Origin of the sequence: Salipaludibacillus agaradhaerens, assembly GCF_002019735.1 — a bacterium.
GTDB classification, from domain to species: domain Bacteria; phylum Bacillota; class Bacilli; order Bacillales; family Salisediminibacteriaceae; genus Salipaludibacillus; species Salipaludibacillus agaradhaerens.
In genome coordinates this window covers 2743282-2769794 of the sequence record NZ_KV917378.1, presented here as the reverse complement: position 1 = coordinate 2769794, position 26513 = coordinate 2743282, and the positions used below count along the sequence as shown (strand labels likewise).

Below are 26513 nucleotides of genomic sequence, written 5' to 3'. Positions count from 1 at the left end.
TAAGTGTATTTGACGTGGGAGGAGGTTCAGGATGAATCGGATTTTTAGAAATACGATCTTTTATGTATTGATTTTCTTAATTATTGTCGGAGTAGTCAGTGTGTTCCAAGGGGACCCTGATGAAACAACAGAAATGACATTTAACGAATTTCGACAGGAGCTGGAAAATGACAATATTGAATCGTTGTCGATTCAGCCCCGTTTAGATGTATATGCAGCTAGAGGTCAACTAAGAGGTGCAGAAGATGATGAGTACTTTACAGTGAATGTACCAGATCTTCAAGCCTTTTTAGAAGAAGTTATTGCCTCAACTGGGGAACAAGGATTAGACGAGCTAGTGTTTGAACAGGCTGAGGAGCCTAGCGGATGGGTGAATTTCTTTACGGCGATTATCCCATTCGTCATTATATTCATTCTCTTCTTCTTCTTGTTAAGCCAAGCTCAGGGTGGCGGTAGCCGAGTCATGAACTTCGGTAAGAGTAAAGCCAAGCTCGTGAGTGAAGATAAGAAAAAAGCCCGTTTCAAAGATGTGGCAGGGGCTGATGAAGAAAAACAAGAGTTAGTTGAAGTCGTTGATTTCTTAAAAGAGCCGCGGAAATTTGCAGATATAGGGGCTCGCATTCCTAAAGGGGTACTTCTTGTAGGGCCTCCAGGGACAGGTAAAACATTGATTGCGCGGGCGGTCGCTGGAGAAGCAGGTGTACCATTCTTCTCAATTAGTGGGTCTGACTTCGTTGAAATGTTCGTTGGTGTAGGTGCGTCTCGTGTTAGAGATTTATTTGAAAATGCGAAGAAGAATGCACCGTGTATTATATTTATTGATGAAATTGATGCGGTTGGACGCCGACGTGGTGCAGGCCTGGGCGGTGGACATGATGAAAGAGAACAAACTTTGAACCAATTACTAGTTGAAATGGACGGTTTTGGCGTCAATGAAGGGATTATTCTCATTGCAGCCACAAACCGTGCAGATATTCTTGACCCTGCTTTATTGCGTCCAGGACGTTTTGATCGTCAAATCATGGTTGGTCGTCCTGATGTTAAAGGGCGTGAAGCGGTCCTAGAAGTTCATGCTAAAAACAAGCCGCTCCAAGATGATGTTAACTTAAAGACAATTGCTCAGCGAACGCCAGGTTTTTCTGGTGCTGACTTAGAAAACTTATTAAATGAAGCAGCGCTTGTTTCTGCTCGTGCTAATAAGAAGAAGATTGATATGGAGGCGGTGGAAGAAGCGATCGATAGAACGATTGCCGGTCCATCGAAAAAAAGCCGTGTCATCTCTGAAAAAGAGAAAAATATTGTCGCTTATCACGAAGCAGGTCATACCGTCGTTGGGGTTAAATTAGAGAGTGCAGATATGGTTCACAAAGTGACCATTGTACCTCGTGGCCAAGCAGGCGGATATGCGATGATGTTGCCTAAGGAAGACCGATACTTCATGACAAAACCGGAGCTCCTTGATAAAATTGTCGGCTTACTTGGGGGACGTGTGGCAGAAGAAGTCATGTTTAATGAAGTGTCTACAGGCGCTCATAATGATTTCCAGCGTGCTACAGGCATTGCCAGAAAAATGGTGATGGAATACGGAATGAGTGATAAACTAGGACCAGTTCAATTCGGTAGCTCTCAAGGGGAAGTTTTCCTTGGACGAGATATTAATAATGAACAGAACTATAGTGAAGCGATTGCTCATGAAATTGATATGGAAGTCCAACGTATATTGAAGGAGTCTTATGAACGATGTAAACAAATCCTCCTTGAAAATAAGGCAAGCTTAGAGATTGTAGCAAAAACGTTATTAGAGCACGAAACGTTGGATGCTGAACAAATCCGCTCACTCATCGAGGAAGGAAAGCTTCCAGATGATCACCATGTAACAAAGAAATTAAATGGTGAATCTGACCATACTGATGATGTAACAGTGAATATCCAAGGCAAAGAAGAAGAGAAAGATGCCATGGAAGATTTCCTTGGTTCTCGCTATGACAGTGATGAATCCACTTCAACAGAGTCCGATGATGAAGGTAAAAATGAAGACGACGATAAAAAATAAGATGAATAAATGACTGAAAGTGTCCCTCAACGCCGTGTCATCCATCAAAGTAGGTTAAACCAATCCTTCATAAGAGTGGCTTCGAAGGTTTAACGAAAGATGGAACATGGTCATTCGGGGCACTTTTTTGTATTTTTTACGAGAAATGGGGGGATGTAGTATGAATCTTGTGATGGATGTTGGGAATACAAAAATTGCTTTAGGGGTATATGAAGAGGAAGAGCTCTTATCACATTGGACAGTTGAAACGAATGTAGGTAAAACGACAGATGAATATATCGCTCTTTTTCATCAGCTTTTTCAATTAAGGGGAATAGATGCTAGTGAGGTACACGATATCCTTATTTCATCAGTTGTGCCCCAGCTTGATCAGCGTTTAATCCTGGTATGTCAGTCTTATTTCAACTTGACACCAATGTTCGTTGGGCCCGGAATTAAAACGGGCCTTAACATACTCTATGATAACCCTAAAGAAGTTGGATCCGATCGTATTGCTAATGCTGTAGCAGGTATAGCGTATTATGGTGCCCCGTTGATCATCATTGACTTTGGCACGGCTACGACATTTTGCTACATTACGAAAAACAATCAATATGCAGGAGGGGCTATTGCGCCAGGTATGTCTATTTCTATGAACGCCCTTTCTCAACATGCGGCGAAACTACCTGACATTGATACTTTTAAAGCACCAAATGTCATTGCGAAAAACACCGTTCATGCTATGCAATCAGGCTTTCTTTATGGGATGGTGGGGCAAGTTGAGGGGATGGTTAGTCGTATAAAAGAAGAAATGGGTGCTGATTTAAAAGTAATTGCTACAGGTGAGTTGGCTGCCTTAGTAAAAAAAGAGACAACTGCTATTACGATTGTGGATGAATGGCTGACGTTAAAGGGACTTCAGCTAATATATAGAAAAAACCGAAATACGTAACACGATGTGTGTTTAAAAGGAGTATTGATAACAATGAAAGATTACTTAGTTAAAGCATTAGCGTTTGAAGATACTGTGAGAATTTATGCCATACAATCAACTGAAATGGTGAAAGAAGCGGCTAGGCGTCAAAAAACATGGCGCACTGTCACGGCAGCATTAGGTAGAGCACTTACAGCAGGCACGATGATGGGAGCAATGCTGAAAGGGGACGAAAAACTAACAATAAAGATAGAAGGTAACGGAGCTGCATGCCCTATTATCGTGGATGCGAAAGCTAACGGTACCGCAAGGGGTTACGTAACTCAGCCTCATCTTGATCCAGAGAGGAAGTCAAATGGGAAATTGGATGTTTCAGCTGTTGTAGGCACAGAAGGGTCGCTCTCAGTTGTAAAAGACCTCGGTATGAAAGAACACTTCACAGGGAGTGTGCCACTCGTTTCCGGAGAATTAGGAGAGGATTTCACGTATTATTTTGCAACATCTGAACAAACCCCATCTTCTGTCGCATTAGGTGTTATTATTGGTCAAGGAGAAGAGGTAGAGGCAGCAGGGGGATTTATCATTCAAATGATGCCAGGGGTGAAAAGTGAAACAGTGGATCTATTAGAACAAAAACTAAGTCAAATGCCACCTATTTCATCGCTCATACAACAAGGTAAGACGCCAGAACAAATCATAGGTTTACTAACTGAGGAAAATAATCACCGCATTATGGAAAAGATGACGACTTTATTTGAATGTCATTGCTCTAAAGAACGTATCGCTAATGCGATTGTTGGTTTGGGAGAACAAGATATAACAGACATGATTGAGGAAGATGGCGGTGCAGAAACAACATGCCATTTTTGTAATGAAATATATACATTTTCTCGTGAAGAACTTCAAAAACTTCTTGAGGAAAAACGTTCTGAAGATTCATAATATTTGCCTTGACCTTGTTGTTAAGTTTTGTTAAACTCAATCTAAGATTAAACCAATGAACTTACTTGGATTTAAGGAGGAGAATCAATGGCAAAAGTAGCAAATTCCATCACTGAACTGATCGGTGATACACCTTTAGTTAAACTGCAACGACTTGTAAGTGACGACCATGCAGATGTTTACCTGAAGTTAGAATTTATGAACCCAGGTAGCAGTGTCAAAGACCGAATTGCTTTAGCCATGATTGAGGATGCTGAAGAAAAAGGCGCTCTTAAAGCGGGAGATACAATTGTAGAACCGACCAGTGGAAATACAGGAATCGGTTTAGCCATGGTAGCTGCTGCAAAAGGTTATCGAGCGGTGCTAGTCATGCCTGAAACGATGAGTATGGAAAGACGAAATCTTCTGCGTGCTTACGGAGCGGAACTCGTATTAACGCCTGGTCCTGATGGGATGGGTGGGGCGATTAAAAAGGCCACAGAATTGCAACAAGAGCATGGGTATTTTATGCCTCAGCAATTCGAAAATACAGCTAACCCAAAAGTTCATCGTGAAACGACGGGGAAAGAATTATTAGAGCAAGTAGGCGGACAGCTTGACGCCTTTGTTTCAGGAATTGGTACTGGGGGAACAATAACAGGAGCAGGGGAAGTCTTAAAAGAGAAATTTCCAAATATGCAACTTATTGCACTAGAACCAGCTGATTCACCAATTTTATCAGGAGGTCAAAAAGGACCGCATAAAATTCAAGGAATCGGGGCCGGTTTCGTTCCGGAAATCTTAAATACGGACTTATATGATGAAGTCATGACAGTCACAACTGAGCAGTCATTCGAATACGCAAGGAGAGCTGCTAGAGAGGAAGGGATTTTAAGTGGTATCTCTTCTGGTGCAGCTATTTATGCCGCTTTAGAAGTTGCTAAACGGCTCGGAAAAGGGAAGAAAGTTGTAGCGGTAATTCCAAGTAATGGAGAGCGCTATTTAAGCACACCACTTTATCAGTTTGAAGAAGAGAGTTAAGTGATTGAAAAAAGGGCGTCAGCTTTGAAGAACTTCGTTGGCTTCGGATGTGTAAGCAACGAAGAGCACTTCAATGAGCTGATGCCTTTTCTTTTTTGCCCTGTAAAATCACTTAATATGAAGATAGATTGAGCAGGTTTTAAAAAAGCGAAGGTAATTAAAGCACGAGCTGATCTGTCATAAGGCTATGATGATTGCGCCTTGATGAAAAGCCCCGTATAATGGTTGAAAGACAATATCGCTTTTTAAATAACAAAGGGATGGAACGTTTTATTAGCGTGAGGTGGACAAACTATGAGCGCAATTAGTTATAAAGCCATTGGCGACACAGTGCGACTGTCAACTGTAGCCGGTGATTGGTTTAACACATACATGAAGCTTGTACATGGTGAAAAAAATCATGTCTTGCTCGAAAGTGGCAGAGGGGGACGATATTCTATTATAGGGGTCTCACCTTGGGCGATTATTAAAGGGAAAGACTACCTTCTTACGATTGAGACTAAGGAAGGTATTAGCGAGAAACAGGGACCTCTTTTATCGTCGTTACGTGAATGGCTAAGCTCTTATAAACTGAATACTGATGATACCCTTCCTGATTTTCAAGGAGGACTGATTGGCCAACTCAGCTATGATCTTGTAAGACAAATAGAAAAGCTCTCTAATCTGGCCAAAGATGATTTAGCTACTGACGATTTATATTTATTAGCATTTGACGAGGTTTACGTGATTGATCACCAAACCGAAGAGCTTTGGTTAATCGTTACTGTACCTTGTGAAAGTGAAGAAGCAGCCGAGGGGAAATTGCGAACTATGCGCGAGCGCTGGCTAGCTGCAGCGGAGGAAAGTGAGGATGCCCACTTGTTTGGGCGGGAGCCTTATACTTTTACGGTATCTGAAGTGTCTTGTCCTATACCTGAACGGTCTTTTCAAGAATCTGAATTTATTGAAGCTGTAGAAAAAACAAAACAGTATATTCGTGAAGGTGATGTTTTCCAAGTAAACTTATCAGTACGTGAATCAAAGCGGGCGTTAAGTGAACCTCTCCATATGTATCATTGTCTCAGACAGGTGAATCCATCGCCTTACATGGGGTTTATGTCCACCGAGCATGTCCAATATGTAAGTGCCTCACCGGAATTGCTTGTAAAAGTAAAAGGGAGCACCGTTTCCACTAGGCCAATTGCTGGAACTCGTTCACGAGGAGCAAATGATCAGGAAGATCAAGCATTAGCGAACACGCTATTGCAAAATGAAAAAGAACGGGCCGAACATATTATGCTTGTGGATCTAGAAAGAAATGATTTAGGACGAGTTTGCAACTATGGTTCTGTGGAAGTGAACGAGTTAATGGTAATTGAAAAGTATTCTCACGTGATGCATATTGTGTCTAACGTTCGAGGGATTAAATCTCCTGAACATGATGCTTTGGATGTCGTGGCAGCCACATTCCCAGGAGGGACGATTACCGGTGCTCCGAAAGTTCGGACGATGGAAATCATTGAAGAATTAGAGCCTGTTCGACGTGGAGCATATACTGGAGCATTTGGCTGGATAGGATTTAATGGTGATATGGAATTAAATATTACGATCAGGACGATGATTGTAAAGGATGGTTTGGTTCATGTACAGGCAGGGGCCGGTATCGTTATTGATTCACAGCCTGCTGCAGAATATAAAGAGGCATTAAAGAAGGCAAAAGCTTTATGGCAAGCGAAAGAGATGAGTGAGGAAGAGATTGAGCTGAGGAGGAATAAATAATGATTTTAATGATTGATAATTATGATTCATTTACGTATAACCTTGTTCAATATTTAGGTGAAATGGGAGAAGAACTTATCGTTAAGCGGAATGACCAGTTGACTATTGAAGATATTGAGACACTTAAACCAGATTACTTAATGATTTCGCCTGGACCATGTACACCTAATGAAGCAGGTATTAGTATGGAAGCGATTAAGCATTTTGCTGGGAAAATACCTATTCTTGGTGTCTGTTTAGGGCATCAATCGATGGCTCAAGTATTTGGTGGTGATGTTATAAGAGCGGAACGTTTAATGCATGGTAAAACATCAGAAGTAACTCACGACGGTAAAACTATCTTTGCCAATGTAGAAACACCGTTTATAGCTACTAGGTATCACTCCCTTATTGTTAAACCTGATACATTGCCACATTGCTTTGAGGTTTCTGCGCAGACTGCCGAAGGGGAAATTATGGCTATTCGTCATAAAGAATACCCACTTGAAGGGGTTCAGTTCCATCCAGAATCTATCATGACAGGTGCAGGGAAACAGCTGTTGCGTAACTTCCTAGATACGTATAAGGAGTTTCAAATGGTATGTACCTCTATCTAGATGGCCAGTATGTGGACGAGAAAGAAGCAGTCATTTCCCCTTTGGATCACGGATACTTATATGGCCTAGGGCTTTTTGAAACCTTTCGTACCTATAATGGTCATCCATTCTTATTGGATGACCATTTTCACCGTCTAGCTAAAAGTGCAGAAAAAATGGGAATTGTTTTAAACCATTATCATCGTGAAGAAGTGGCAGCAATAATTAAGGAACTACTGCGGCTTAACAATTTAAACGATGCGTATATTCGTTGGAATGTATCGGCAGGCCCTGGTGAAATTGGCTTATCTACTGAGTTATATACAACGCCGCAAACAATCGTTTTTATGAAGCCCTTACCTCAAAAACTGTCAAAAAGTAAAGTAGCAAAAACATTAACTATTAGACGCAATTCTCCTGAAGCTGATTACCGCTTAAAATCACACCACTATTTAAATAATGTACTAGGTCGAAGAGAAATAGGTAACCGAACAGATGTGGAGGGAATATTTCTTACTGAAGACGGGTATCTTTCAGAAGGCGTTGTATCCAACTTATTTTGGGTGCAGAATGGCATTGTCTACACACCAGACCTTTCATGTGGCTGTCTTAACGGCATTACAAGGCAGTTTGTCATGGCTAACTTAAAAAAGAAAGAAGTACGTGTAGAAGAAGGGAAGTTTCGTCTTCAAGCTGCATTAGAAGCTGATGAGATTTTTGTCACAAACGCTATTCAAGAAATCGTCCCAATTCATTTTTGGGAACAGTGTCGTTTCCCGGGAAATAATGGAGAGATGGTCCGTTTGTTGCAGAACGATTATTCATATTGGAAGAGGCGGTTGTGGTCCAAGAAGGACTTACTTCTAAACCTATAAATAGTCGATATATAAAAGGAGTAGGTGATAAGAATGACTACAAAATCTGTAATAGCTTGGGATGGTTATCGTCTAGATTTTTCTGCAAAAACCTATGTAATGGGGATTCTTAATTTAACACCCGATTCTTTCTCTGATGGAGGGAAGTTTAATGGTGCTGACTTAGCTGGAGAACGTGCGAAAAACATGGTGGCCCAAGGTGCTCATATGATTGATCTCGGAGGAGAGTCAACGCGCCCGGGAGCCGAAAAAGTTGAGGAAGATGAAGAGTTGAGGCGTGTCCTCGAGCCTTTGAGAGCGATTAGACGAGCTGTTGAAGTGCCTTTATCAATTGATACGTATAAGGCGAAGGTGGCAGAAGCGGCTCTTCAAGCAGGTGCTAATATCATTAATGATGTTTGGGGATGTAAGGCTGATCCTGATATGGCCTATGTAGCTGCCGAATATGATGTTCCGATTATTCTCATGCATAATCGGGAAAAAGCCCATTATCATGATTTAATTAAGGACATGATTAGCGATCTATCAGAAAGTATCCATATTTGTCATAAAGCTGGCGTAAAAGATTCACGAATAATACTTGATCCGGGAATTGGATTTGCAAAATCTTATCATGACAACCTTCAAGTCATGCGGAAACTTGATGAATTTGCGGATTTAGGATATCCATTATTGTTAGGAACCTCTAGAAAATCTCTCATTGCACAAACCTTAAACCTTCCAGTTCATGAACGTATGGAGGGAACAGGAGCAACAGTATGCTTAGGGATTGAAAAAGGCTGTGATATTGTTCGTGTACACGATGTACTTGAAATAAGCCGTATGGCTAAAATGATGGACGTGATGGTTGGGAAATCTGAGGAGCCTATGAGTCACACGACTTAAAAGGAGTGAATTGGAATGGACAAAATATTAGTACAAGGTATGGCTTTTTATGGTTACCATGGCGTATTTACGGAAGAAAATAAGCTAGGACAACGCTTTTATGCAGATGTTACCCTTGAAATGGACACGAGACCTGCTGGGAAAAGTGATGACTTAAATCAAACCGTCAACTATGCTTTAGTATATGAAACAGCAAAAGACATTATAGAAGGAGAATCTGTCCAGTTAGTAGAAACATTAACTGAACGGCTGGCTAACTCACTGTTAGAGAAATTTCCAATTATTGATGCTTGCACGGTAAAAGTCATAAAGCCCGATCCTCCTATTCCAGGACATTACGAAGCAGTGGCTGTTGAAATTCGTAGAGAACGGGAAGGTGTCTGACCGCGTGTTGGGGAATAAAAAAGTTTATATTGCATTAGGTTCTAACGACGGTGATCGAGAAGTGCATTTGAAAAAAGCTGTTTCAAGGTTAAATGAGTGTCCATCTATTCACGTTATTAAATGCTCTTCTATCTTTGAAACTGAACCAGTAGGGGTCACAGACCAGCCCTCTTTTTTAAATATGGTTATTAAAATCCAAACCTCATTATCGCCACTTGAATTACTGAAAATAACTCAGAAAATTGAAGAGACAGGCGGTAGAGTGCGTCAAGAAAGATGGGGGCAACGGACAATTGACCTTGACATTTTACTCTATAACGAAGAAAATATAAAATTAGAATCATTACAGATTCCGCATCCCCGAATGTTTGAACGGGGGTTCGTATTAATACCTTTGCAAGAAATTGAGCCTTGCCTGCGTTTAAAAGAGGAACGGACGATTGATGAATATGTAAATCAATTAACCGATAAAGAGGGTGTTCGTAAATGGAAGAGCTCATTTGGGGGAGAAGAATACGGGCCTTTCGTAAACTGAAAGGCTTTACCCAGGAAGAGTTTGCGAAAATGCTCGGTATTTCTGTGTCAGTCCTTGGGGAAGTTGAGAGGGGAACTCGTGAACCGGGAGAAGAGCTATTGATACGTGTCATCACCGTGTTGAATGTCACGTATGACGAACTGACATCTATAAAGTAAGTAAGAGGTGAAAATGATGTTGAAAATAGGGGATATTACTATGAAAAACCCCGTCGTTCTAGCTCCCATGGCTGGCGTGTGCAATCCAGCATTCCGCTTGATAGCTAAAGAATTTGGAACGGGGCTTGTCTGTGCGGAAATGGTAAGTGACAAAGCCATCCTTCATAAAAATGAACGGTCTCTTAAAATGCTTTACGTAGATGAAAGAGAGAAACCACTTAGTCTACAGATTTTTGGAGGGACAAAAGAAACACTCGTTGAAGCAGTTAAAATTGTAGATAAACAAACAAATGCAGATATTATAGATATAAATATGGGTTGTCCTGTTCCGAAAATAACGTCTTGTGATGCAGGGGCCAAATGGCTCTTGAACCCAGATAAAATTTATGAAATGGTAGAGGTTGCTGTTAAGGCTGCTGATAAGCCTGTCACAGTAAAAATGAGAACAGGCTGGGATGACGACCACATTTATGCCGTTGAAAATGCTAAAGCGGTAGAAGCAGCAGGTGGTAAAGCTGTAGCAGTGCATGGTCGGACTCGTTATCAAATGTATGAGGGAAAAGCAGACTGGGATATTATTCGCCAAGTAAAAGAAGCTGTTAATATTCCTGTTATAGGTAACGGTGATATCGAAACACCAGAAGATGCTAAACGTATGATGGATGAAGCCGGTGTAGATGGTGTTATGATTGGTAGAGCTGCACTTGGGAACCCGTGGATGCTATACAGAACAATTCATTATTTGGAGACTGGTGAAAATATTCCTGAGCCTACTCCACAAGAAAAAATGGAAGTATGTATTCTTCATATGGACAGACTTATTAAGCTTAAAGGTGAAGAAGTAGCAGTGCGTGAAATGCGTAAACATGCTTCTTGGTATATAAAAGGTCTTCGTGGGGCTGCGCGTATTCGGGATGAAATTAACCAGTTGACGACACGGGAAGCGATGGCGGAAGTTTTGACGAACCTTTCGGGAATATTAGAAGAGAAGCCGAAAAAGACACCTGCAAAAGTATAATAAGTTGACAAGAGGAACGAACTTTCCTATAATACCTCTGAGATTAACCGGACTGCCAGTCGTGTACTGGCAGTTTTCTTCTTACGTTTAAGAACGTCATTATTTGCTTATAATTGTGAAAAATTAATATGAAACATACATATGTTCATGACTTACTTAACGAGATACATGCAACTGTTCACTGTGTTCATAAATAAATGATTAAAGAATACCACACGTTTTAAAATTTGAATCAATTAGGAGAGGGTAGCGATGACACAAGAATTTGATGCCACAGATCAACAGCAGGTACGGATTGAAAAGTTAAAAAATATGCTTGATTTAGGAATTGACCCATTTGGTTCCCGTTTTGAACGTTCTCATAATGCTTTTGATATTCAAAAGAGCTATAACTCATATGAAAAAGAGGAGCTAGAAGAAAAAAGTATAACTGTTACACTGGCTGGTCGTATGATGACAAAGAGAGGGAAAGGAAAAGCAGGCTTTGCTCATATTCAAGACCTTTCAGGACAAATTCAAATTTATGTACGCCAAGACCAAGTGGGGGAAGAACAGTATGATTTATTCACCCGAGCTGACATTGGAGATATCATCGGTTTAAGTGGCATTGTCTTTAAAACGAAAGTGGGAGAATTATCGGTTAAAGCTAAAAGTTTGCAAATTCTTACGAAATCCTTACGTCCCCTTCCTGATAAATATCACGGGCTAAAAGATGTAGAGCAACGTTATCGTCAACGTTATTTAGATTTAATTGTTAATCCTGAAGTAAGAGATACATTTGTTCTACGCAGCAAAATATTACAATCAATGCGTAGATACCTTGATGATCATGGTTATCTTGAGGTAGAAACACCAATGATGCATAGTATTCCTGGTGGGGCGGCAGCAAAACCATTTGTAACCCATCATAATGCGTTGGATATGACGTTATATATGAGAATTGCCATTGAGCTTCATTTGAAACGCCTAATTGTCGGCGGACTAGAAAAAGTATACGAAATTGGGCGTGTTTTTCGTAATGAAGGTGTGTCAACGAGACATAATCCAGAGTTCACAATGATTGAATTATATGAAGCATATGCTGATTATGAAGATATTATGGCATTGACAGAAAATCTAGTTTCCCATATTGCTAAAGAAGTCATTGGGACAACTCAAATTAAATATGGTGATGAAACAGTAGATCTTGAGCCCGCATGGCGCAGGGTTCATATGGTTGATGCTATTAAGGATCATACTGGCGTTGACTTCTGGTCAGACATGACTGATGAAGAAGCTCGTCAATTAGCTAAGAAACATAATGTCCCTGTGAAAGATACGATGAGCTTCGGGCACGTTGTAAATGAGTTTTTTGAAATGTTTGTTGAAGAGAAATTAATTCAACCGACTTTTGTATACGGGCACCCACTTGCTATTTCTCCACTAGCAAAGAAGAATGAGACTGACCCTCGATTTACAGATCGTTTTGAATTGTTTATTGTTGGGCGTGAACACGCCAATGCTTTTTCTGAATTAAATGATCCTATTGATCAAAGACAACGATTTGAAGCTCAGCTTATAGAAAGAGAGCAAGGGGACGACGAAGCTCATATGATGGATGACGACTTTGTAGAGTCTTTAGAGTACGGATTGCCTCCAACAGGGGGATTAGGTATTGGAATAGACAGACTAGTGATGCTTTTGACTAACTCACAATCTATCCGAGATGTTCTTCTCTTCCCACAAATGAGGCATAAAGATGAGGGGCCTGAAAATAATTCCTAATTTCGATCTCCTGCACACACCCCTGTGTGCAGGAGATCTTTAACGGTTAGCTAAAATTACAATTTAGTGTCATGGAGAATAAAGATAATGATTATATTACAACTAGAATTTGAAAGCAGTCTCAATTGGCGGGAATTTTTAAAAGGTGTATTTGAGGAAGTAACCTAGGGGAACTCTCTTGAAGAGGTAGTGTATGTTTAGTTGTTTATGGGAATAGGAAAAAGTGTTGAAAAATGATAGCATCAATGCAGGGAAGTAGAAAGTTAAATTTTTTTTAAAAAAATGTTGCATTTAGTTTTTAAAACATGGTATATTATTATTCGTCGCTGCAAGCCAAGGCGACAAACTTGCAAAAACACTTTTTGAAAAAGTTGTTGACTGTTAAGGTTAAAGATGTTATATTAATTGAGTCGCCAAAAACAGCGATTGTAAAAACAGAGAGGTAATTTTTACTCTCTAATGTTTGTATGATTTTGACCTTTGAAAACTAAACAAAAAGCCAAGCAAAGTGGGATATGAAAATATCCCGTCAAAGAAACAAAGCGTTGAGTGGAAACATTCAACAACGCCAGACGAAAGTTTGGACATGATGTCAGAGACATCGAACTCTATCGGAGAGTTTGATCCTGGCTCAGGACGAACGCTGGCGGCGTGCCTAATACATGCAAGTCGAGCGCAGGAAGCCGGCGGATCCCTTCGGGGTGAAGCCGGTGGAATGAGCGGCGGACGGGTGAGTAACACGTGGGCAACCTACCTTGTAGACTGGGATAACTCCGGGAAACCGGGGCTAATACCGGATGATCATTTGGATCGCATGATCCGAATGTAAAAGTGGGGATTTATCCTCACACTGCAAGATGGGCCCGCGGCGCATTAGCTAGTTGGTAAGGTAATGGCTTACCAAGGCGACGATGCGTAGCCGACCTGAGAGGGTGATCGGCCACACTGGAACTGAGACACGGTCCAGACTCCTACGGGAGGCAGCAGTAGGGAATCATCCGCAATGGGCGAAAGCCTGACGGTGCAACGCCGCGTGAACGATGAAGGTTTTCGGATCGTAAAGTTCTGTTATGAGGGAAGAACAAGTGCCGTTCGAATAGGTCGGCACCTTGACGGTACCTCACGAGAAAGCCCCGGCTAACTACGTGCCAGCAGCCGCGGTAATACGTAGGGGGCAAGCGTTGTCCGGAATTATTGGGCGTAAAGCGCGCGCAGGCGGTCTCTTAAGTCTGATGTGAAAGCCCACGGCTCAACCGTGGAGGGTCATTGGAAACTGGGGGACTTGAGTGTAGGAGAGGAAAGTGGAATTCCACGTGTAGCGGTGAAATGCGTAGATATGTGGAGGAACACCAGTGGCGAAGGCGACTTTCTGGCCTACAACTGACGCTGAGGCGCGAAAGCGTGGGGAGCAAACAGGATTAGATACCCTGGTAGTCCACGCCGTAAACGATGAGTGCTAGGTGTTAGGGGTTTCGATACCCTTAGTGCCGAAGTTAACACATTAAGCACTCCGCCTGGGGAGTACGGCCGCAAGGCTGAAACTCAAAGGAATTGACGGGGGCCCGCACAAGCAGTGGAGCATGTGGTTTAATTCGAAGCAACGCGAAGAACCTTACCAGGTCTTGACATCCTCTGACACCTCTGGAGACAGAGCGTTCCCCTTCGGGGGACAGAGTGACAGGTGGTGCATGGTTGTCGTCAGCTCGTGTCGTGAGATGTTGGGTTAAGTCCCGCAACGAGCGCAACCCTTGATCTTAGTTGCCAGCATTCAGTTGGGCACTCTAAGGTGACTGCCGGTGATAAACCGGAGGAAGGTGGGGATGACGTCAAATCATCATGCCCCTTATGACCTGGGCTACACACGTGCTACAATGGATGGTACAAAGGGCAGCGAGACCGCGAGGTTAAGCGAATCCCATAAAGCCATTCTCAGTTCGGATTGCAGGCTGCAACTCGCCTGCATGAAGCCGGAATTGCTAGTAATCGCGGATCAGCATGCCGCGGTGAATACGTTCCCGGGCCTTGTACACACCGCCCGTCACACCACGAGAGTTTGTAACACCCGAAGTCGGTGCGGTAACCTTTTGGAGCCAGCCGCCGAAGGTGGGACAGATGATTGGGGTGAAGTCGTAACAAGGTATCCCTACCGGAAGGTGGGGATGGATCACCTCCTTTCTAAGGAGCTATTAAGCTCAGCTTATTAAAACTTTGCTTTGGCTATTTTGTTTAGTTTTGAGAGGTTAAACTCTCAGATAGAAAAACTTACCCGTTGGGTAAGAATCGACCTTTGAAAACTGGATAACGAAAGACTGATAAATGACATCACCGGTTCACAATCGCTTGATTTAATCAAACGATGAGAGAACCGAGTGTCTTAGAAAAAGGCCATTAAGACGCCTAAAACCGCCTTTTTAATAAAGGAAAGGGTTTAAGCCACCTGGTGATAAGCCAGAAGTGTGCTTAAACAAAGAGCATCAAAGAGATCGAGGAAGCAAGTGAGCGCAACACCGGAACGTACTGAGGTACGTGAGGATGGTGAGCGAACGCAGCTGACGACGCGCTCTGTCGATGATCTGCGGTTTAAGAGGTTAAGCTAGAAAGGGCGCACGGTGAATGCCTTGGCACTAGGAGCCGATGAAGGACGGGACGAACACCGAAATGCTTCGGGGAGCTGTAAGTAAGCGTTGATCCGGAGATATCCGAATGGGGGAACCCACCGCCTGTAATGAGGCGGTATCCACACCTGAATCCATAGGGTGTGAGAAGGCAGACCTGGGGAACTGAAACATCTTAGTACCCAGAGGAAGAGAAAGCAAATGCGATTTCCTGAGTAGCGGCGAGCGAAACGGAATCAGCCCAAACCAGAAGGCTTGCCTTCTGGGGTTGTAGGACACTCCATACGGAGTTACAAAGAGTGATCGTAGGTGAAGCGACCTGGAAAGGTCCGCGGGACAAGGTAAAAGCCCTGTAGCCGAAACGGTCACTCCTCCGGAGTGTATCCTGAGTACGGCGGGACACGTGAAACCCCGTCGGAAGCAGGGAGGACCATCTCCCAAGGCTAAATACTTCCTAGTGACCGATAGTGAACCAGTACCGTGAGGGAAAGGTGAAAAGCACCCCGGGAGGGGAGTGAAATAGATCTTGAAACCGTGTGCCTACAAGTAGTTGGAGCCCGTTAATGGGTGACAGCGTGCCTTTTGTAGAATGAACCGGCGAGTTACGATCCCGTGCAAGGTTAAGTTGAAGAGACGGAGCCGCAGCGAAAGCGAGTCTGAATAGGGCGCCAAAGTACGTGGTTGTAGACCCGAAACCGGGTGATCTACCCATGTCCAGGGTGAAGTCCAGGTAACACTGGATGGAGGCCCGAACCCACGCACGTTGAAAAGTGCGGGGATGAGGTGTGGGTAGGGGTGAAATGCCAATCGAACTCGGAAATAGCTGGTTCTCCCCGAAATAGCTTTAGGGCTAGCCTCGAGGGAAGAGTGTTGGAGGTAGAGCACTGATTGGACTAGGGGTCCCCACAGGATTACCGAATTCAGTCAAACTCCGAATGCCAATCACTTATCCTCGGGAGTCAGACTGCGAGTGCTAAGATCCGTAGTCAAGAGGGAAACAGCCCAGACCATCAGCTAAGGTCCCCAAGTATACGTTAAGTGGAAAAGGATGTGGAGTTGCTTAGACAACCAGGATGTTGGCTTAGAAGCAGCCACCATTTAAAGAGTGCGTAATAGCTCACTGGTCGAGTGACTCTGCGCCGAAAATGTACCGGGGCTAAACGTATCACCGAAGCTATGGATGGCCACCGTCAGGTGGCTGTGGTAGGGGAGCGTTCCAAGGGCGTAGAAGCATGATCGTAAGGACATGTGGAGCGCTTGGAAGTGAGAATGCCGGTATGAGTAGCGAAAAGAGGGGTGAGAATCCCCTCCGTCGAAAGCCTAAGGTTTCCTGAGGAAGGCTCGTCCGCTCAGGGTCAGTCGGGACCTAAGCCGAGGCCGAAAGGCGTAGGCGATGGCAAACAGGTTGATATTCCTGTACCACCACGTTTCCATTTGAGTGAAGGGGGGACGCAGGAAGGTAGGGTAAGCGCACCGTTGGATGTGTGCGTCGAAGCAGTGAGACTGACAAGTAGGCAAATCCGCTTGTCGTAAGGTTGAGCTGTGACCGCGAGTGAACTAAAGTAGCGAAGTTCCCGATCCTACACTGCCAAGAAAAGCCTCTAGCGAGGAAACTGGTGCCCGTACCGCAAACCGACACAGGTAGGCGGGAAGAGAATTCTAAGACGCGCGGGAGAACTCTCGTTAAGGAACTCGGCAAAATGACTCCGTAACTTCGGGAGAAGGAGTGCTCTTGCGGGTGAATAGCCTGCGAGAGCCGCAGTGAACAGGCCCAAACGACTGTTTATCAAAAACACAGGTCTCTGCGAAGCCGCAAGGCGAAGTATAGGGGCTGACACCTGCCCGGTGCTGGAAGGTTAAGAGGAGGGGTTATCCCTTACGGGAGAAGCTCTGAATTGAAGCCCCAGTAAACGGCGGCCGTAACTATAACGGTCCTAAGGTAGCGAAATTCCTTGTCGGGTAAGTTCCGACCCGCACGAAAGGTGCAACGATTTGGGCACTGTCTCAACGAGAGACCCGGTGAAATTATATTACCTGTGAAGATGCAGGTTACCCGCGACAGGACGGAAAGACCCCATGGAGCTTTACTGTAGCTTGATATTGGATTTTGGTACAGCTTGTACAGGATAGGTAGGAGCCTTGGAAGCCGGAGCGCCAGCTTCGGTGGAGGCATTGGTGGGATACTACCCTGGCTGTACTGGAATTCTAACCTCGAACCGTGATCCGGTTCAGGGACAGTGTCAGGTGGGCAGTTTGACTGGGGCGGTCGCCTCCTAAAAGGTAACGGAGGCGCCCAAAGGTTCCCTCAGAATGGTTGGAAATCATTCGTAGAGTGCAAAGGCATAAGGGAGCTTGACTGCGAGACCTACAAGTCGAGCAGGGACGAAAGTCGGGCTTAGTGATCCGGCGGCACCGTATGGAAGGGCCGTCGCTCAACGGATAAAAGCTACCCTGGGGATAACAGGCTAATCTCCCCCAAGAGTCCACATCGACGGGGAGGTTTGGCACCTCGATGTCGGCTCGTCGCATCCTGGGGCTGAAGTAGGTCCCAAGGGTTGGGCTGTTCGCCCATTAAAGCGGCACGCGAGCTGGGTTCAGAACGTCGTGAGACAGTTCGGTCCCTATCCGTCGCGGGCGCAGGAAATTTGAGAGGAGCTGTCCTTAGTACGAGAGGACCGGGATGGACACACCGCTGGTGTACCAGTTGTTCCGCCAGGAGCATGGCTGGGTAGCTACGTGTGGCAGGGATAAGTGCTGAAAGCATCTAAGCATGAAGCCCCCCTCAAGATGAGATTTCCCATCACTTTATGTGAGTAAGATCCCTCAGAGAAGATGAGGTTGATAGGTCTCGGGTGGACGCATGGCAACATGTGGAGCTGAGAGATACTAATCGATCGAGGGCTTAACCAAAAGCAAGTCGTCTTTTCTCTAAGACATGATGTCCTATCAGTCCCGTTATCCAGTTTTGAAAGGTCGATAAGACCTTGATATGTTCAGTGACAATCGCGGAGAGGTCACACCCGTTCCCATGCCGAACACGGTAGTTAAGCTCTCCAGCGCCGATGATAGTTGGGGGCTCTCCCCCTGTGAAAGTAGGACGTCGCTGAGCATTATATTTGGAGGATTAGCTCAGTTGGGAGAGCATCTGCCTTACAAGCAGAGGGTCGGCGGTTCGAGCCCGTCATCCTCCACCATTTTCATGCTGGCCTAGCTCAATTGGTAGAGCAACTGACTTGTAATCAGTAGGTTGGGGGTTCAAGTCCTCTGGCCAGCACCATTTATAATTTTTTAAATTGAAATATGAGCCATTAGCTCAGTTGGTAGAGCATCTGACTTTTAATCAGAGGGTCGGAGGTTCGAATCCTCCATGGCTCACCATTTTTTTTTGCGGGTGTGGTGGAACTGGCAGACACGCTAGACTTAGGATCTAGTGCCTTCGGGCGTGGGGGTTCGACTCCCTTCACCCGCACCATATTGCGGGAGTAGTTCAGTGGTAGAACATCACCTTGCCAAGGTGGGGGTCGCGAGTTCGAATCTCGTCTTCCGCTCCAGATATATTATAAAATGAAATAGTTAGAAGTCCTGCCGGGGTGGTGGAATTGGCAGACACACAGGACTTAAAATCCTGCGGTAAGTGATTACCGTGCCGGTTCAAGTCCGGCCCTCGGCACCATAATTTGCGCCCGTAGCTCAATTGGATAGAGTGTCTGACTACGGATCAGAAGGTTAGGGGTTCGACTCCTCTCGGGCGCGCCATAATTTTAATTGATCGGGAAGTAGCTCAGCTTGGCAGAGCACTTGGTTTGGGACCAAGGGGTCGCAGGTTCAAATCCTGTCTTCCCGACCAGAATTTATAAGGGGCCTTAGCTCAGCTGGGAGAGCGCCTGCTTTGCACGCAGGAGGTCAGCGGTTCGATCCCGCTAGGCTCCACCATATTTTGACCTTTGAAAACTAAACAAAAAGCCAAGCAAAGTGGGATATGAAAATATCCCGTCAAAGAAACAAAGCGTTGAGTGGAAACATTCAACAACGCCAGACGAAAGTTTGGACATGATGTCAGAGACATCGAACTCTATCGGAGAGTTTGATCCTGGCTCAGGACGAACGCTGGCGGCGTGCCTAATACATGCAAGTCGAGCGCAGGAAGCCGGCGGATCCCTTCGGGGTGAAGCCGGTGGAATGAGCGGCGGACGGGTGAGTAACACGTGGGCAACCTACCTTGTAGACTGGGATAACTCCGGGAAACCGGGGCTAATACCGGATGATCATTTGGATCGCATGATCCGAATGTAAAAGTGGGGATTTATCCTCACACTGCAAGATGGGCCCGCGGCGCATTAGCTAGTTGGTAAGGTAATGGCTTACCAAGGCGACGATGCGTAGCCGACCTGAGAGGGTGATCGGCCACACTGGAACTGAGACACGGTCCAGACTCCTACGGGAGGCAGCAGTAGGGAATCATCCGCAATGGGCGAAAGCCTGACGGTGCAACGCCGCGTGAACGATGAAGGTTTTCGGATCGTAAAGTTCTGTTATGAGGGAAGAACAAGTGCCGTTCGAATAGGTCGGCACCTTGACGGTACCTCACGAGAAAGCCCCGGCTAACTACGTGCCAGCAGCCGCGGTAATACGTAGGGGGCAAGCGTTGTCCGGAATTATTGGGCGTAAAGCGCGCGCAGGCGGTCTCTTAAGTCTGATGTGAAAGCCCACGGCTCAACCGTGGAGGGTCATTGGAAACTGGGGGACTTGAGTGTAGGAGAGGAAAGTGGAATTCCACGTGTAGCGGTGAAATGCGTAGATATGTGGAGGAACACCAGTGGCGAAGGCGACTTTCTGGCCTACAACTGACGCTGAGGCGCGAAAGCGTGGGGAGCAAACAGGATTAGATACCCTGGTAGTCCACGCCGTAAACGATGAGTGCTAGGTGTTAGGGGTTTCGATACCCTTAGTGCCGAAGTTAACACATTAAGCACTCCGCCTGGGGAGTACGGCCGCAAGGCTGAAACTCAAAGGAATTGACGGGGGCCCGCACAAGCAGTGGAGCATGTGGTTTAATTCGAAGCAACGCGAAGAACCTTACCAGGTCTTGACATCCTCTGACACCTCTGGAGACAGAGCGTTCCCCTTCGGGGGACAGAGTGACAGGTGGTGCATGGTTGTCGTCAGCTCGTGTCGTGAGATGTTGGGTTAAGTCCCGCAACGAGCGCAACCCTTGATCTTAGTTGCCAGCATTCAGTTGGGCACTCTAAGGTGACTGCCGGTGATAAACCGGAGGAAGGTGGGGATGACGTCAAATCATCATGCCCCTTATGACCTGGGCTACACACGTGCTACAATGGATGGTACAAAGGGCAGCGAGACCGCGAGGTTAAGCGAATCCCATAAAGCCATTCTCAGTTCGGATTGCAGGCTGCAACTCGCCTGCATGAAGCCGGAATTGCTAGTAATCGCGGATCAGCATGCCGCGGTGAATACGTTCCCGGGCCTTGTACACACCGCCCGTCACACCACGAGAGTTTGTAACACCCGAAGTCGGTGCGGTAACCTTTTGGAGCCAGCCGCCGAAGGTGGGACAGATGATTGGGGTGAAGTCGTAACAAGGTATCCCTACCGGAAGGTGGGGATGGATCACCTCCTTTCTAAGGAGCTATTAAGCTCAGCTTATTAAAACTTTGCTTTGGCTATTTTGTTTAGTTTTGAGAGGTTAAACTCTCAGATAGAAAAACTTACCCGTTGGGTAAGAATCGACCTTTGAAAACTGGATAACGAAAGACTGATAAATGACATCACCGGTTCACAATCGCTTGATTTAATCAAACGATGAGAGAACCGAGTGTCTTAGAAAAAGGCCATTAAGACGCCTAAAACCGCCTTTTTAATAAAGGAAAGGGTTTAAGCCACCTGGTGATAAGCCAGAAGTGTGCTTAAACAAAGAGCATCAAAGAGATCGAGGAAGCAAGTGAGCGCAACACCGGAACGTACTGAGGTACGTGAGGATGGTGAGCGAACGCAGCTGACGACGCGCTCTGTCGATGATCTGCGGTTTAAGAGGTTAAGCTAGAAAGGGCGCACGGTGAATGCCTTGGCACTAGGAGCCGATGAAGGACGGGACGAACACCGAAATGCTTCGGGGAGCTGTAAGTAAGCGTTGATCCGGAGATATCCGAATGGGGGAACCCACCGCCTGTAATGAGGCGGTATCCACACCTGAATCCATAGGGTGTGAGAAGGCAGACCTGGGGAACTGAAACATCTTAGTACCCAGAGGAAGAGAAAGCAAATGCGATTTCCTGAGTAGCGGCGAGCGAAACGGAATCAGCCCAAACCAGAAGGCTTGCCTTCTGGGGTTGTAGGACACTCCATACGGAGTTACAAAGAGTGATCGTAGGTGAAGCGACCTGGAAAGGTCCGCGGGACAAGGTAAAAGCCCTGTAGCCGAAACGGTCACTCCTCCGGAGTGTATCCTGAGTACGGCGGGACACGTGAAACCCCGTCGGAAGCAGGGAGGACCATCTCCCAAGGCTAAATACTTCCTAGTGACCGATAGTGAACCAGTACCGTGAGGGAAAGGTGAAAAGCACCCCGGGAGGGGAGTGAAATAGATCTTGAAACCGTGTGCCTACAAGTAGTTGGAGCCCGTTAATGGGTGACAGCGTGCCTTTTGTAGAATGAACCGGCGAGTTACGATCCCGTGCAAGGTTAAGTTGAAGAGACGGAGCCGCAGCGAAAGCGAGTCTGAATAGGGCGCCAAAGTACGTGGTTGTAGACCCGAAACCGGGTGATCTACCCATGTCCAGGGTGAAGTCCAGGTAACACTGGATGGAGGCCCGAACCCACGCACGTTGAAAAGTGCGGGGATGAGGTGTGGGTAGGGGTGAAATGCCAATCGAACTCGGAAATAGCTGGTTCTCCCCGAAATAGCTTTAGGGCTAGCCTCGAGGGAAGAGTGTTGGAGGTAGAGCACTGATTGGACTAGGGGTCCCCACAGGATTACCGAATTCAGTCAAACTCCGAATGCCAATCACTTATCCTCGGGAGTCAGACTGCGAGTGCTAAGATCCGTAGTCAAGAGGGAAACAGCCCAGACCATCAGCTAAGGTCCCCAAGTATACGTTAAGTGGAAAAGGATGTGGAGTTGCTTAGACAACCAGGATGTTGGCTTAGAAGCAGCCACCATTTAAAGAGTGCGTAATAGCTCACTGGTCGAGTGACTCTGCGCCGAAAATGTACCGGGGCTAAACGTATCACCGAAGCTATGGATGGCCACCGTCAGGTGGCTGTGGTAGGGGAGCGTTCCAAGGGCGTAGAAGCATGATCGTAAGGACATGTGGAGCGCTTGGAAGTGAGAATGCCGGTATGAGTAGCGAAAAGAGGGGTGAGAATCCCCTCCGTCGAAAGCCTAAGGTTTCCTGAGGAAGGCTCGTCCGCTCAGGGTCAGTCGGGACCTAAGCCGAGGCCGAAAGGCGTAGGCGATGGCAAACAGGTTGATATTCCTGTACCACCACGTTTCCATTTGAGTGAAGGGGGGACGCAGGAAGGTAGGGTAAGCGCACCGTTGGATGTGTGCGTCGAAGCAGTGAGACTGACAAGTAGGCAAATCCGCTTGTCGTAAGGTTGAGCTGTGACCGCGAGTGAACTAAAGTAGCGAAGTTCCCGATCCTACACTGCCAAGAAAAGCCTCTAGCGAGGAAACTGGTGCCCGTACCGCAAACCGACACAGGTAGGCGGGAAGAGAATTCTAAGACGCGCGGGAGAACTCTCGTTAAGGAACTCGGCAAAATGACTCCGTAACTTCGGGAGAAGGAGTGCTCTTGCGGGTGAATAGCCTGCGAGAGCCGCAGTGAACAGGCCCAAACGACTGTTTATCAAAAACACAGGTCTCTGCGAAGCCGCAAGGCGAAGTATAGGGGCTGACACCTGCCCGGTGCTGGAAGGTTAAGAGGAGGGGTTATCCCTTACGGGAGAAGCTCTGAATTGAAGCCCCAGTAAACGGCGGCCGTAACTATAACGGTCCTAAGGTAGCGAAATTCCTTGTCGGGTAAGTTCCGACCCGCACGAAAGGTGCAACGATTTGGGCACTGTCTCAACGAGAGACCCGGTGAAATTATATTACCTGTGAAGATGCAGGTTACCCGCGACAGGACGGAAAGACCCCATGGAGCTTTACTGTAGCTTGATATTGGATTTTGGTACAGCTTGTACAGGATAGGTAGGAGCCTTGGAAGCCGGAGCGCCAGCTTCGGTGGAGGCATTGGTGGGATACTACCCTGGCTGTACTGGAATTCTAACCTCGAACCGTGATCCGGTTCAGGGACAGTGTCAGGTGGGCAGTTTGACTGGGGCGGTCGCCTCCTAAAAGGTAACGGAGGCGCCCAAAGGTTCCCTCAGAATGGTTGGAAATCATTCGTAGAGTGCAAAGGCATAAGGGAGCTTGACTGCGAGACCTACAAGTCGAGCAGGGACGAAAGTCGGGCTTAGTGATCCGGCGGCACCGTATGGAAGGGCCGTCGCTCAACGGATAAAAGCTACCCTGGGGATAACAGGCTAATCTCCCCCAAGAGTCCACATCGACGGGGAGGTTTGGCACCTCGATGTCGGCTCGTCGCATCCTGGGGCTGAAGTAGGTCCCAAGGGTTGGGCTGTTCGCCCATTAAAGCGGCACGCGAGCTGGGTTCAGAACGTCGTGAGACAGTTCGGTCCCTATCCGTCGCGGGCGCAGGAAATTTGAGAGGAGCTGTCCTTAGTACGAGAGGACCGGGATGGACACACCGCTGGTGTACCAGTTGTTCCGCCAGGAGCATGGCTGGGTAGCTACGTGTGGCAGGGATAAGTGCTGAAAGCATCTAAGCATGAAGCCCCCCTCAAGATGAGATTTCCCATCACTTTATGTGAGTAAGATCCCTCAGAGAAGATGAGGTTGATAGGTCTCGGGTGGACGCATGGCAACATGTGGAGCTGAGAGATACTAATCGATCGAGGGCTTAACCAAAAGCAAGTCGTCTTTTCTCTAAGACATGATGTCCTATCAGTCCCGTTATCCAGTTTTGAAAGGTCGATAAGACCTTGATATGTTCAGTGACAATCGCGGAGAGGTCACACCCGTTCCCATGCCGAACACGGTAGTTAAGCTCTCCAGCGCCGATGATAGTTGGGGGCTCTCCCCCTGTGAAAGTAGGACGTCGCTGAGCGACTAAAGACATTCTCTTATGAGGATGTCTTTTTTGTATGTATAGAATGATGCGCTGATACGAGGGATTGGAAGGACAAGCAGGTCGAGGAAGCAAGAGAGGGAAGCGCGGAGTGCCCTATGGGCATGAGCACTGGACGAATGTAGGTGACGAAGAGATGCGCCGTTCAGCCAATCCCGCAGAGCGCCGAAGAAAGGTGGAGGCGTCCCCCTGTGAAAGTAGGACGTTGCTGAGCGACTAAGGACATTCTTTTAGGAGAATGTTCTTTTTTTATATAACATTGATACGCTAAGTACGATCCTTAACAGAAAAGAGGATGGTTCTTATAAATTATGATTAAGATTAAATCCGATTTATTTAAAAAGGTAAAGGGTAATGAAGTTTAAGTTGAATAATAATGACTCACAGGAATGAACGTTATTGTAAAAGGGGGACCAGCAAATGTTTGAAAATGATTTAACTATTATGATAGTAAGGTTAATAACCGCCGCTATTTTAGGTGGGTTAATTGGAGTTGAAAGGGAGTTTCATCAGCATCCGGCGGGATTTCGAACACATTTATTAGTAAGTGTAGGTTCTTGTTTAATAATGCTCCTCGCCTTTTACGGTTTTGAAGAGTATATTATTGAAAATAAAAATGTGGTTACATTTGATCCATCTCGTCTTGCTTCTTATGTGGTCTCGGGAATAGGCTTTTTAGGAGCAGGAACAATTTTAGTGCAAGGCTATACGGTGAGAGGCTTAACGACAGCTGCTTCTATTTGGGTCGTGGCGGCAATTGGATTGACTGTAGGCGCTGGTATGTATGAGCCTGCCATTATAACAACGTGTCTTGTCATATTAAGTTTATTTCTTTTAGGTAAGGCCCCTTTTAGGTTTGGAGGAGAACAAGATCCAAAATATCAACTTATAATTTTAACAGAGGGAAAATATGTGAAGTTAAATGAATTAGTGAGAACAATAGAAGGACATGAAATAAAATTAAAAGGGATAATATCGGAGAAGAAAAAAAGTAGCGAATATGAAAAGTCGTTGATTGAATATCGGTTTTTAGTGGAATATAAAGAGGGGGCTAGCTTAAACAACATGACAGAGGAATTACATCAGTTTGACTTTATACATCGCATTACAATTAAATGTGAATAGAATGAAAAAGTAAAATAATGACGATTATAACTAATGATTAGAGCAAATAAGTTGCGTGATTTATAAAAAACGTTATAATATAATTAAAGTCAAATATAGTCAAAGTCAGAATGGTGCAATAGATAAAGGAATTACATAGATTATTTATGAATAACCTTAGGTTGATATCAAAGCTTTTAGTGGAGGAGGGGGCCAGATGAGAAATATATCGGATATTATCGAGCACTATCTTAAAAATACAATTGAAAAAACGAAGCAAGAAGTTATCGAAGTTAAACGCAGTGAGTTAGCAGAGCAATTTGATTGTGTGCCTTCTCAAATTAACTATGTCATTCGAACACGTTTCACTGTGGAAAAGGGGTATATGGTTGAAAGTAAGCGTGGAGGCGGCGGCTACATACGAATAATTAAAGTCAAGGCAGCCAACCAGCTTGCCCTATTTGACCAATTAATCGAGTTGATTGGTCACGGTGTATCTCAAACGGCTGCTACTAATATTGTTATGAGGCTATTTGAAGAAGGGGCTATTACTAAAAGAGAAGCGAATATTATGCAAAGTGCTTTAGATAGAGAGGTCCTTCATATACAACTCCCGTTCAGGGATGAATTACGGGCAACTATTTTGAAAGCAATGCTCACTACTTTAAAGTATAAAGAACATGATTAATTTAATTGGGGAGGGAT

At 45.5% G+C, this 26513-nt stretch carries 15 protein-coding genes, 9 tRNA genes and 6 rRNA genes; all 30 read left to right on the top strand.

The features are described 5' to 3' along the window. The first annotated feature begins 31 nt into the window (after positions 1-31). The 30 genes from ftsH (at position 32) to BK581_RS12840 (ending at position 26496) form a co-directional block, all read left to right on the top strand. Positions 32-2053 carry an ATP-dependent zinc metalloprotease FtsH gene (gene ftsH, locus BK581_RS12985; RefSeq protein ID WP_078578565.1) on the top strand — a complete coding sequence of 674 codons (2022 nt, stop codon included), beginning with the start codon at positions 32-34 and terminating at the stop codon, positions 2051-2053. A gap of 160 nt (positions 2054-2213) precedes the next feature. Further along, positions 2214-2984 carry a type III pantothenate kinase gene (locus tag BK581_RS12980; RefSeq protein WP_078578564.1) on the top strand — a complete coding sequence of 257 codons (771 nt, stop codon included), beginning with the start codon at positions 2214-2216 and terminating at the stop codon, positions 2982-2984. A gap of 33 nt (positions 2985-3017) precedes the next feature. Beyond that, entirely contained in the window at positions 3018-3908 is an 891-nt protein-coding gene (gene hslO, locus BK581_RS12975; protein WP_078578563.1) for an Hsp33 family molecular chaperone HslO, read from the top strand. An 87-nt stretch (positions 3909-3995) separates the two neighbouring features. Next, complete coding sequence (gene cysK / locus BK581_RS12970; RefSeq protein WP_078578562.1) at positions 3996-4928, top strand: cysteine synthase A; 933 nt, start codon at positions 3996-3998, stop codon at positions 4926-4928. A gap of 294 nt (positions 4929-5222) precedes the next feature. Beyond that, on the top strand, positions 5223-6686 hold the full coding sequence (locus BK581_RS12965) for an anthranilate synthase component I family protein (protein WP_078578561.1): 1464 nt from the start codon (positions 5223-5225) through the stop codon (positions 6684-6686). Further along, positions 6686-7282 carry an aminodeoxychorismate/anthranilate synthase component II gene (pabA, locus tag BK581_RS12960; RefSeq protein ID WP_078578560.1) on the top strand — a complete coding sequence of 199 codons (597 nt, stop codon included), beginning with the start codon at positions 6686-6688 and terminating at the stop codon, positions 7280-7282. The genes BK581_RS12965 and pabA overlap by 1 nt, the downstream gene beginning before the upstream one ends. Beyond that, positions 7267-8136, top strand: coding sequence for an aminodeoxychorismate lyase (gene pabC, locus BK581_RS12955; protein ID WP_078578559.1), 870 nt, complete (start codon positions 7267-7269; stop codon positions 8134-8136). The genes pabA and pabC overlap by 16 nt, the downstream gene beginning before the upstream one ends. 33 nt (positions 8137-8169) lie before the next feature. Continuing rightward, on the top strand, positions 8170-9021 hold the full coding sequence (gene folP, locus BK581_RS12950) for a dihydropteroate synthase (RefSeq protein WP_078578558.1): 852 nt from the start codon (positions 8170-8172) through the stop codon (positions 9019-9021). A 15-nt stretch (positions 9022-9036) separates the two neighbouring features. Beyond that, positions 9037-9405, top strand: a complete 369-nt coding sequence (gene folB, locus BK581_RS12945) for a dihydroneopterin aldolase (protein WP_078578557.1) — start codon at positions 9037-9039, stop codon at positions 9403-9405. Positions 9406-9412: 7 nt separating this feature from the next. Then, the gene (folK, locus tag BK581_RS12940) at positions 9413-9940 is read left to right on the top strand and encodes a 2-amino-4-hydroxy-6-hydroxymethyldihydropteridine diphosphokinase (RefSeq protein WP_078579937.1); all 528 of its coding nucleotides are present in this window, start codon (positions 9413-9415) and stop codon (positions 9938-9940) included. Then, positions 9892-10098, top strand: a complete 207-nt coding sequence (locus tag BK581_RS12935) for a helix-turn-helix domain-containing protein (protein ID WP_078578556.1) — start codon at positions 9892-9894, stop codon at positions 10096-10098. Before folK ends, BK581_RS12935 begins: the two co-directional genes overlap by 49 nt. A 16-nt stretch (positions 10099-10114) precedes the next feature. After that, on the top strand, positions 10115-11116 hold the full coding sequence (dusB, locus tag BK581_RS12930) for a tRNA dihydrouridine synthase DusB (RefSeq protein ID WP_078578555.1): 1002 nt from the start codon (positions 10115-10117) through the stop codon (positions 11114-11116). Positions 11117-11368: 252 nt separating this feature from the next. Next, on the top strand, positions 11369-12880 hold the full coding sequence (gene lysS / locus BK581_RS12925; RefSeq protein WP_078578554.1) for a lysine--tRNA ligase: 1512 nt from the start codon (positions 11369-11371) through the stop codon (positions 12878-12880). Between the two features lie 608 nt (positions 12881-13488). Then, positions 13489-15055: ribosomal RNA gene (locus BK581_RS12920) — 16S ribosomal RNA — on the top strand. 411 nt (positions 15056-15466) lie between these two features. Further along, positions 15467-18405 (top strand): 23S ribosomal RNA (locus BK581_RS12915). A gap of 82 nt (positions 18406-18487) precedes the next feature. Then, positions 18488-18604: ribosomal RNA gene (gene rrf / locus BK581_RS12910) — 5S ribosomal RNA — on the top strand. 9 nt (positions 18605-18613) lie between these two features. Beyond that, positions 18614-18689: transfer RNA gene (locus tag BK581_RS12905), tRNA-Val, on the top strand. 7 nt (positions 18690-18696) lie between these two features. Continuing rightward, a tRNA-Thr gene (locus BK581_RS12900) sits at positions 18697-18772 on the top strand. A 25-nt stretch (positions 18773-18797) separates the two neighbouring features. Continuing rightward, positions 18798-18873, top strand: a tRNA-Lys gene (locus tag BK581_RS12895). Between the two features lie 9 nt (positions 18874-18882). Next, positions 18883-18967, top strand: a tRNA-Leu gene (locus tag BK581_RS12890). A 4-nt stretch (positions 18968-18971) separates the two neighbouring features. Beyond that, positions 18972-19046 (top strand) — tRNA-Gly (locus BK581_RS12885). Between the two features lie 33 nt (positions 19047-19079). Then, positions 19080-19168 (top strand) — tRNA-Leu (locus tag BK581_RS12880). A 6-nt stretch (positions 19169-19174) separates the two neighbouring features. Further along, positions 19175-19251: transfer RNA gene (locus BK581_RS12875), tRNA-Arg, on the top strand. A gap of 14 nt (positions 19252-19265) precedes the next feature. After that, a tRNA-Pro gene (locus BK581_RS12870) sits at positions 19266-19342 on the top strand. Between the two features lie 10 nt (positions 19343-19352). Beyond that, a tRNA-Ala gene (locus tag BK581_RS12865) sits at positions 19353-19428 on the top strand. A gap of 139 nt (positions 19429-19567) precedes the next feature. After that, positions 19568-21134: ribosomal RNA gene (locus BK581_RS12860) — 16S ribosomal RNA — on the top strand. A 411-nt stretch (positions 21135-21545) separates the two neighbouring features. After that, positions 21546-24484: ribosomal RNA gene (locus tag BK581_RS12855) — 23S ribosomal RNA — on the top strand. A gap of 82 nt (positions 24485-24566) precedes the next feature. Further along, positions 24567-24683: ribosomal RNA gene (rrf, locus tag BK581_RS12850) — 5S ribosomal RNA — on the top strand. Together the 16S, 23S and 5S rRNA genes with 9 tRNA genes alongside form the textbook arrangement of a ribosomal RNA operon. Before the next feature lie 441 nt (positions 24684-25124). After that, entirely contained in the window at positions 25125-25829 is a 705-nt protein-coding gene (locus BK581_RS12845; protein WP_078578553.1) for an MgtC/SapB family protein, read from the top strand. A 196-nt stretch (positions 25830-26025) separates the two neighbouring features. Next, positions 26026-26496 carry a CtsR family transcriptional regulator gene (locus BK581_RS12840; protein WP_078578552.1) on the top strand — a complete coding sequence of 157 codons (471 nt, stop codon included), beginning with the start codon at positions 26026-26028 and terminating at the stop codon, positions 26494-26496. Positions 26497-26513: the final 17 nt, after the last annotated feature.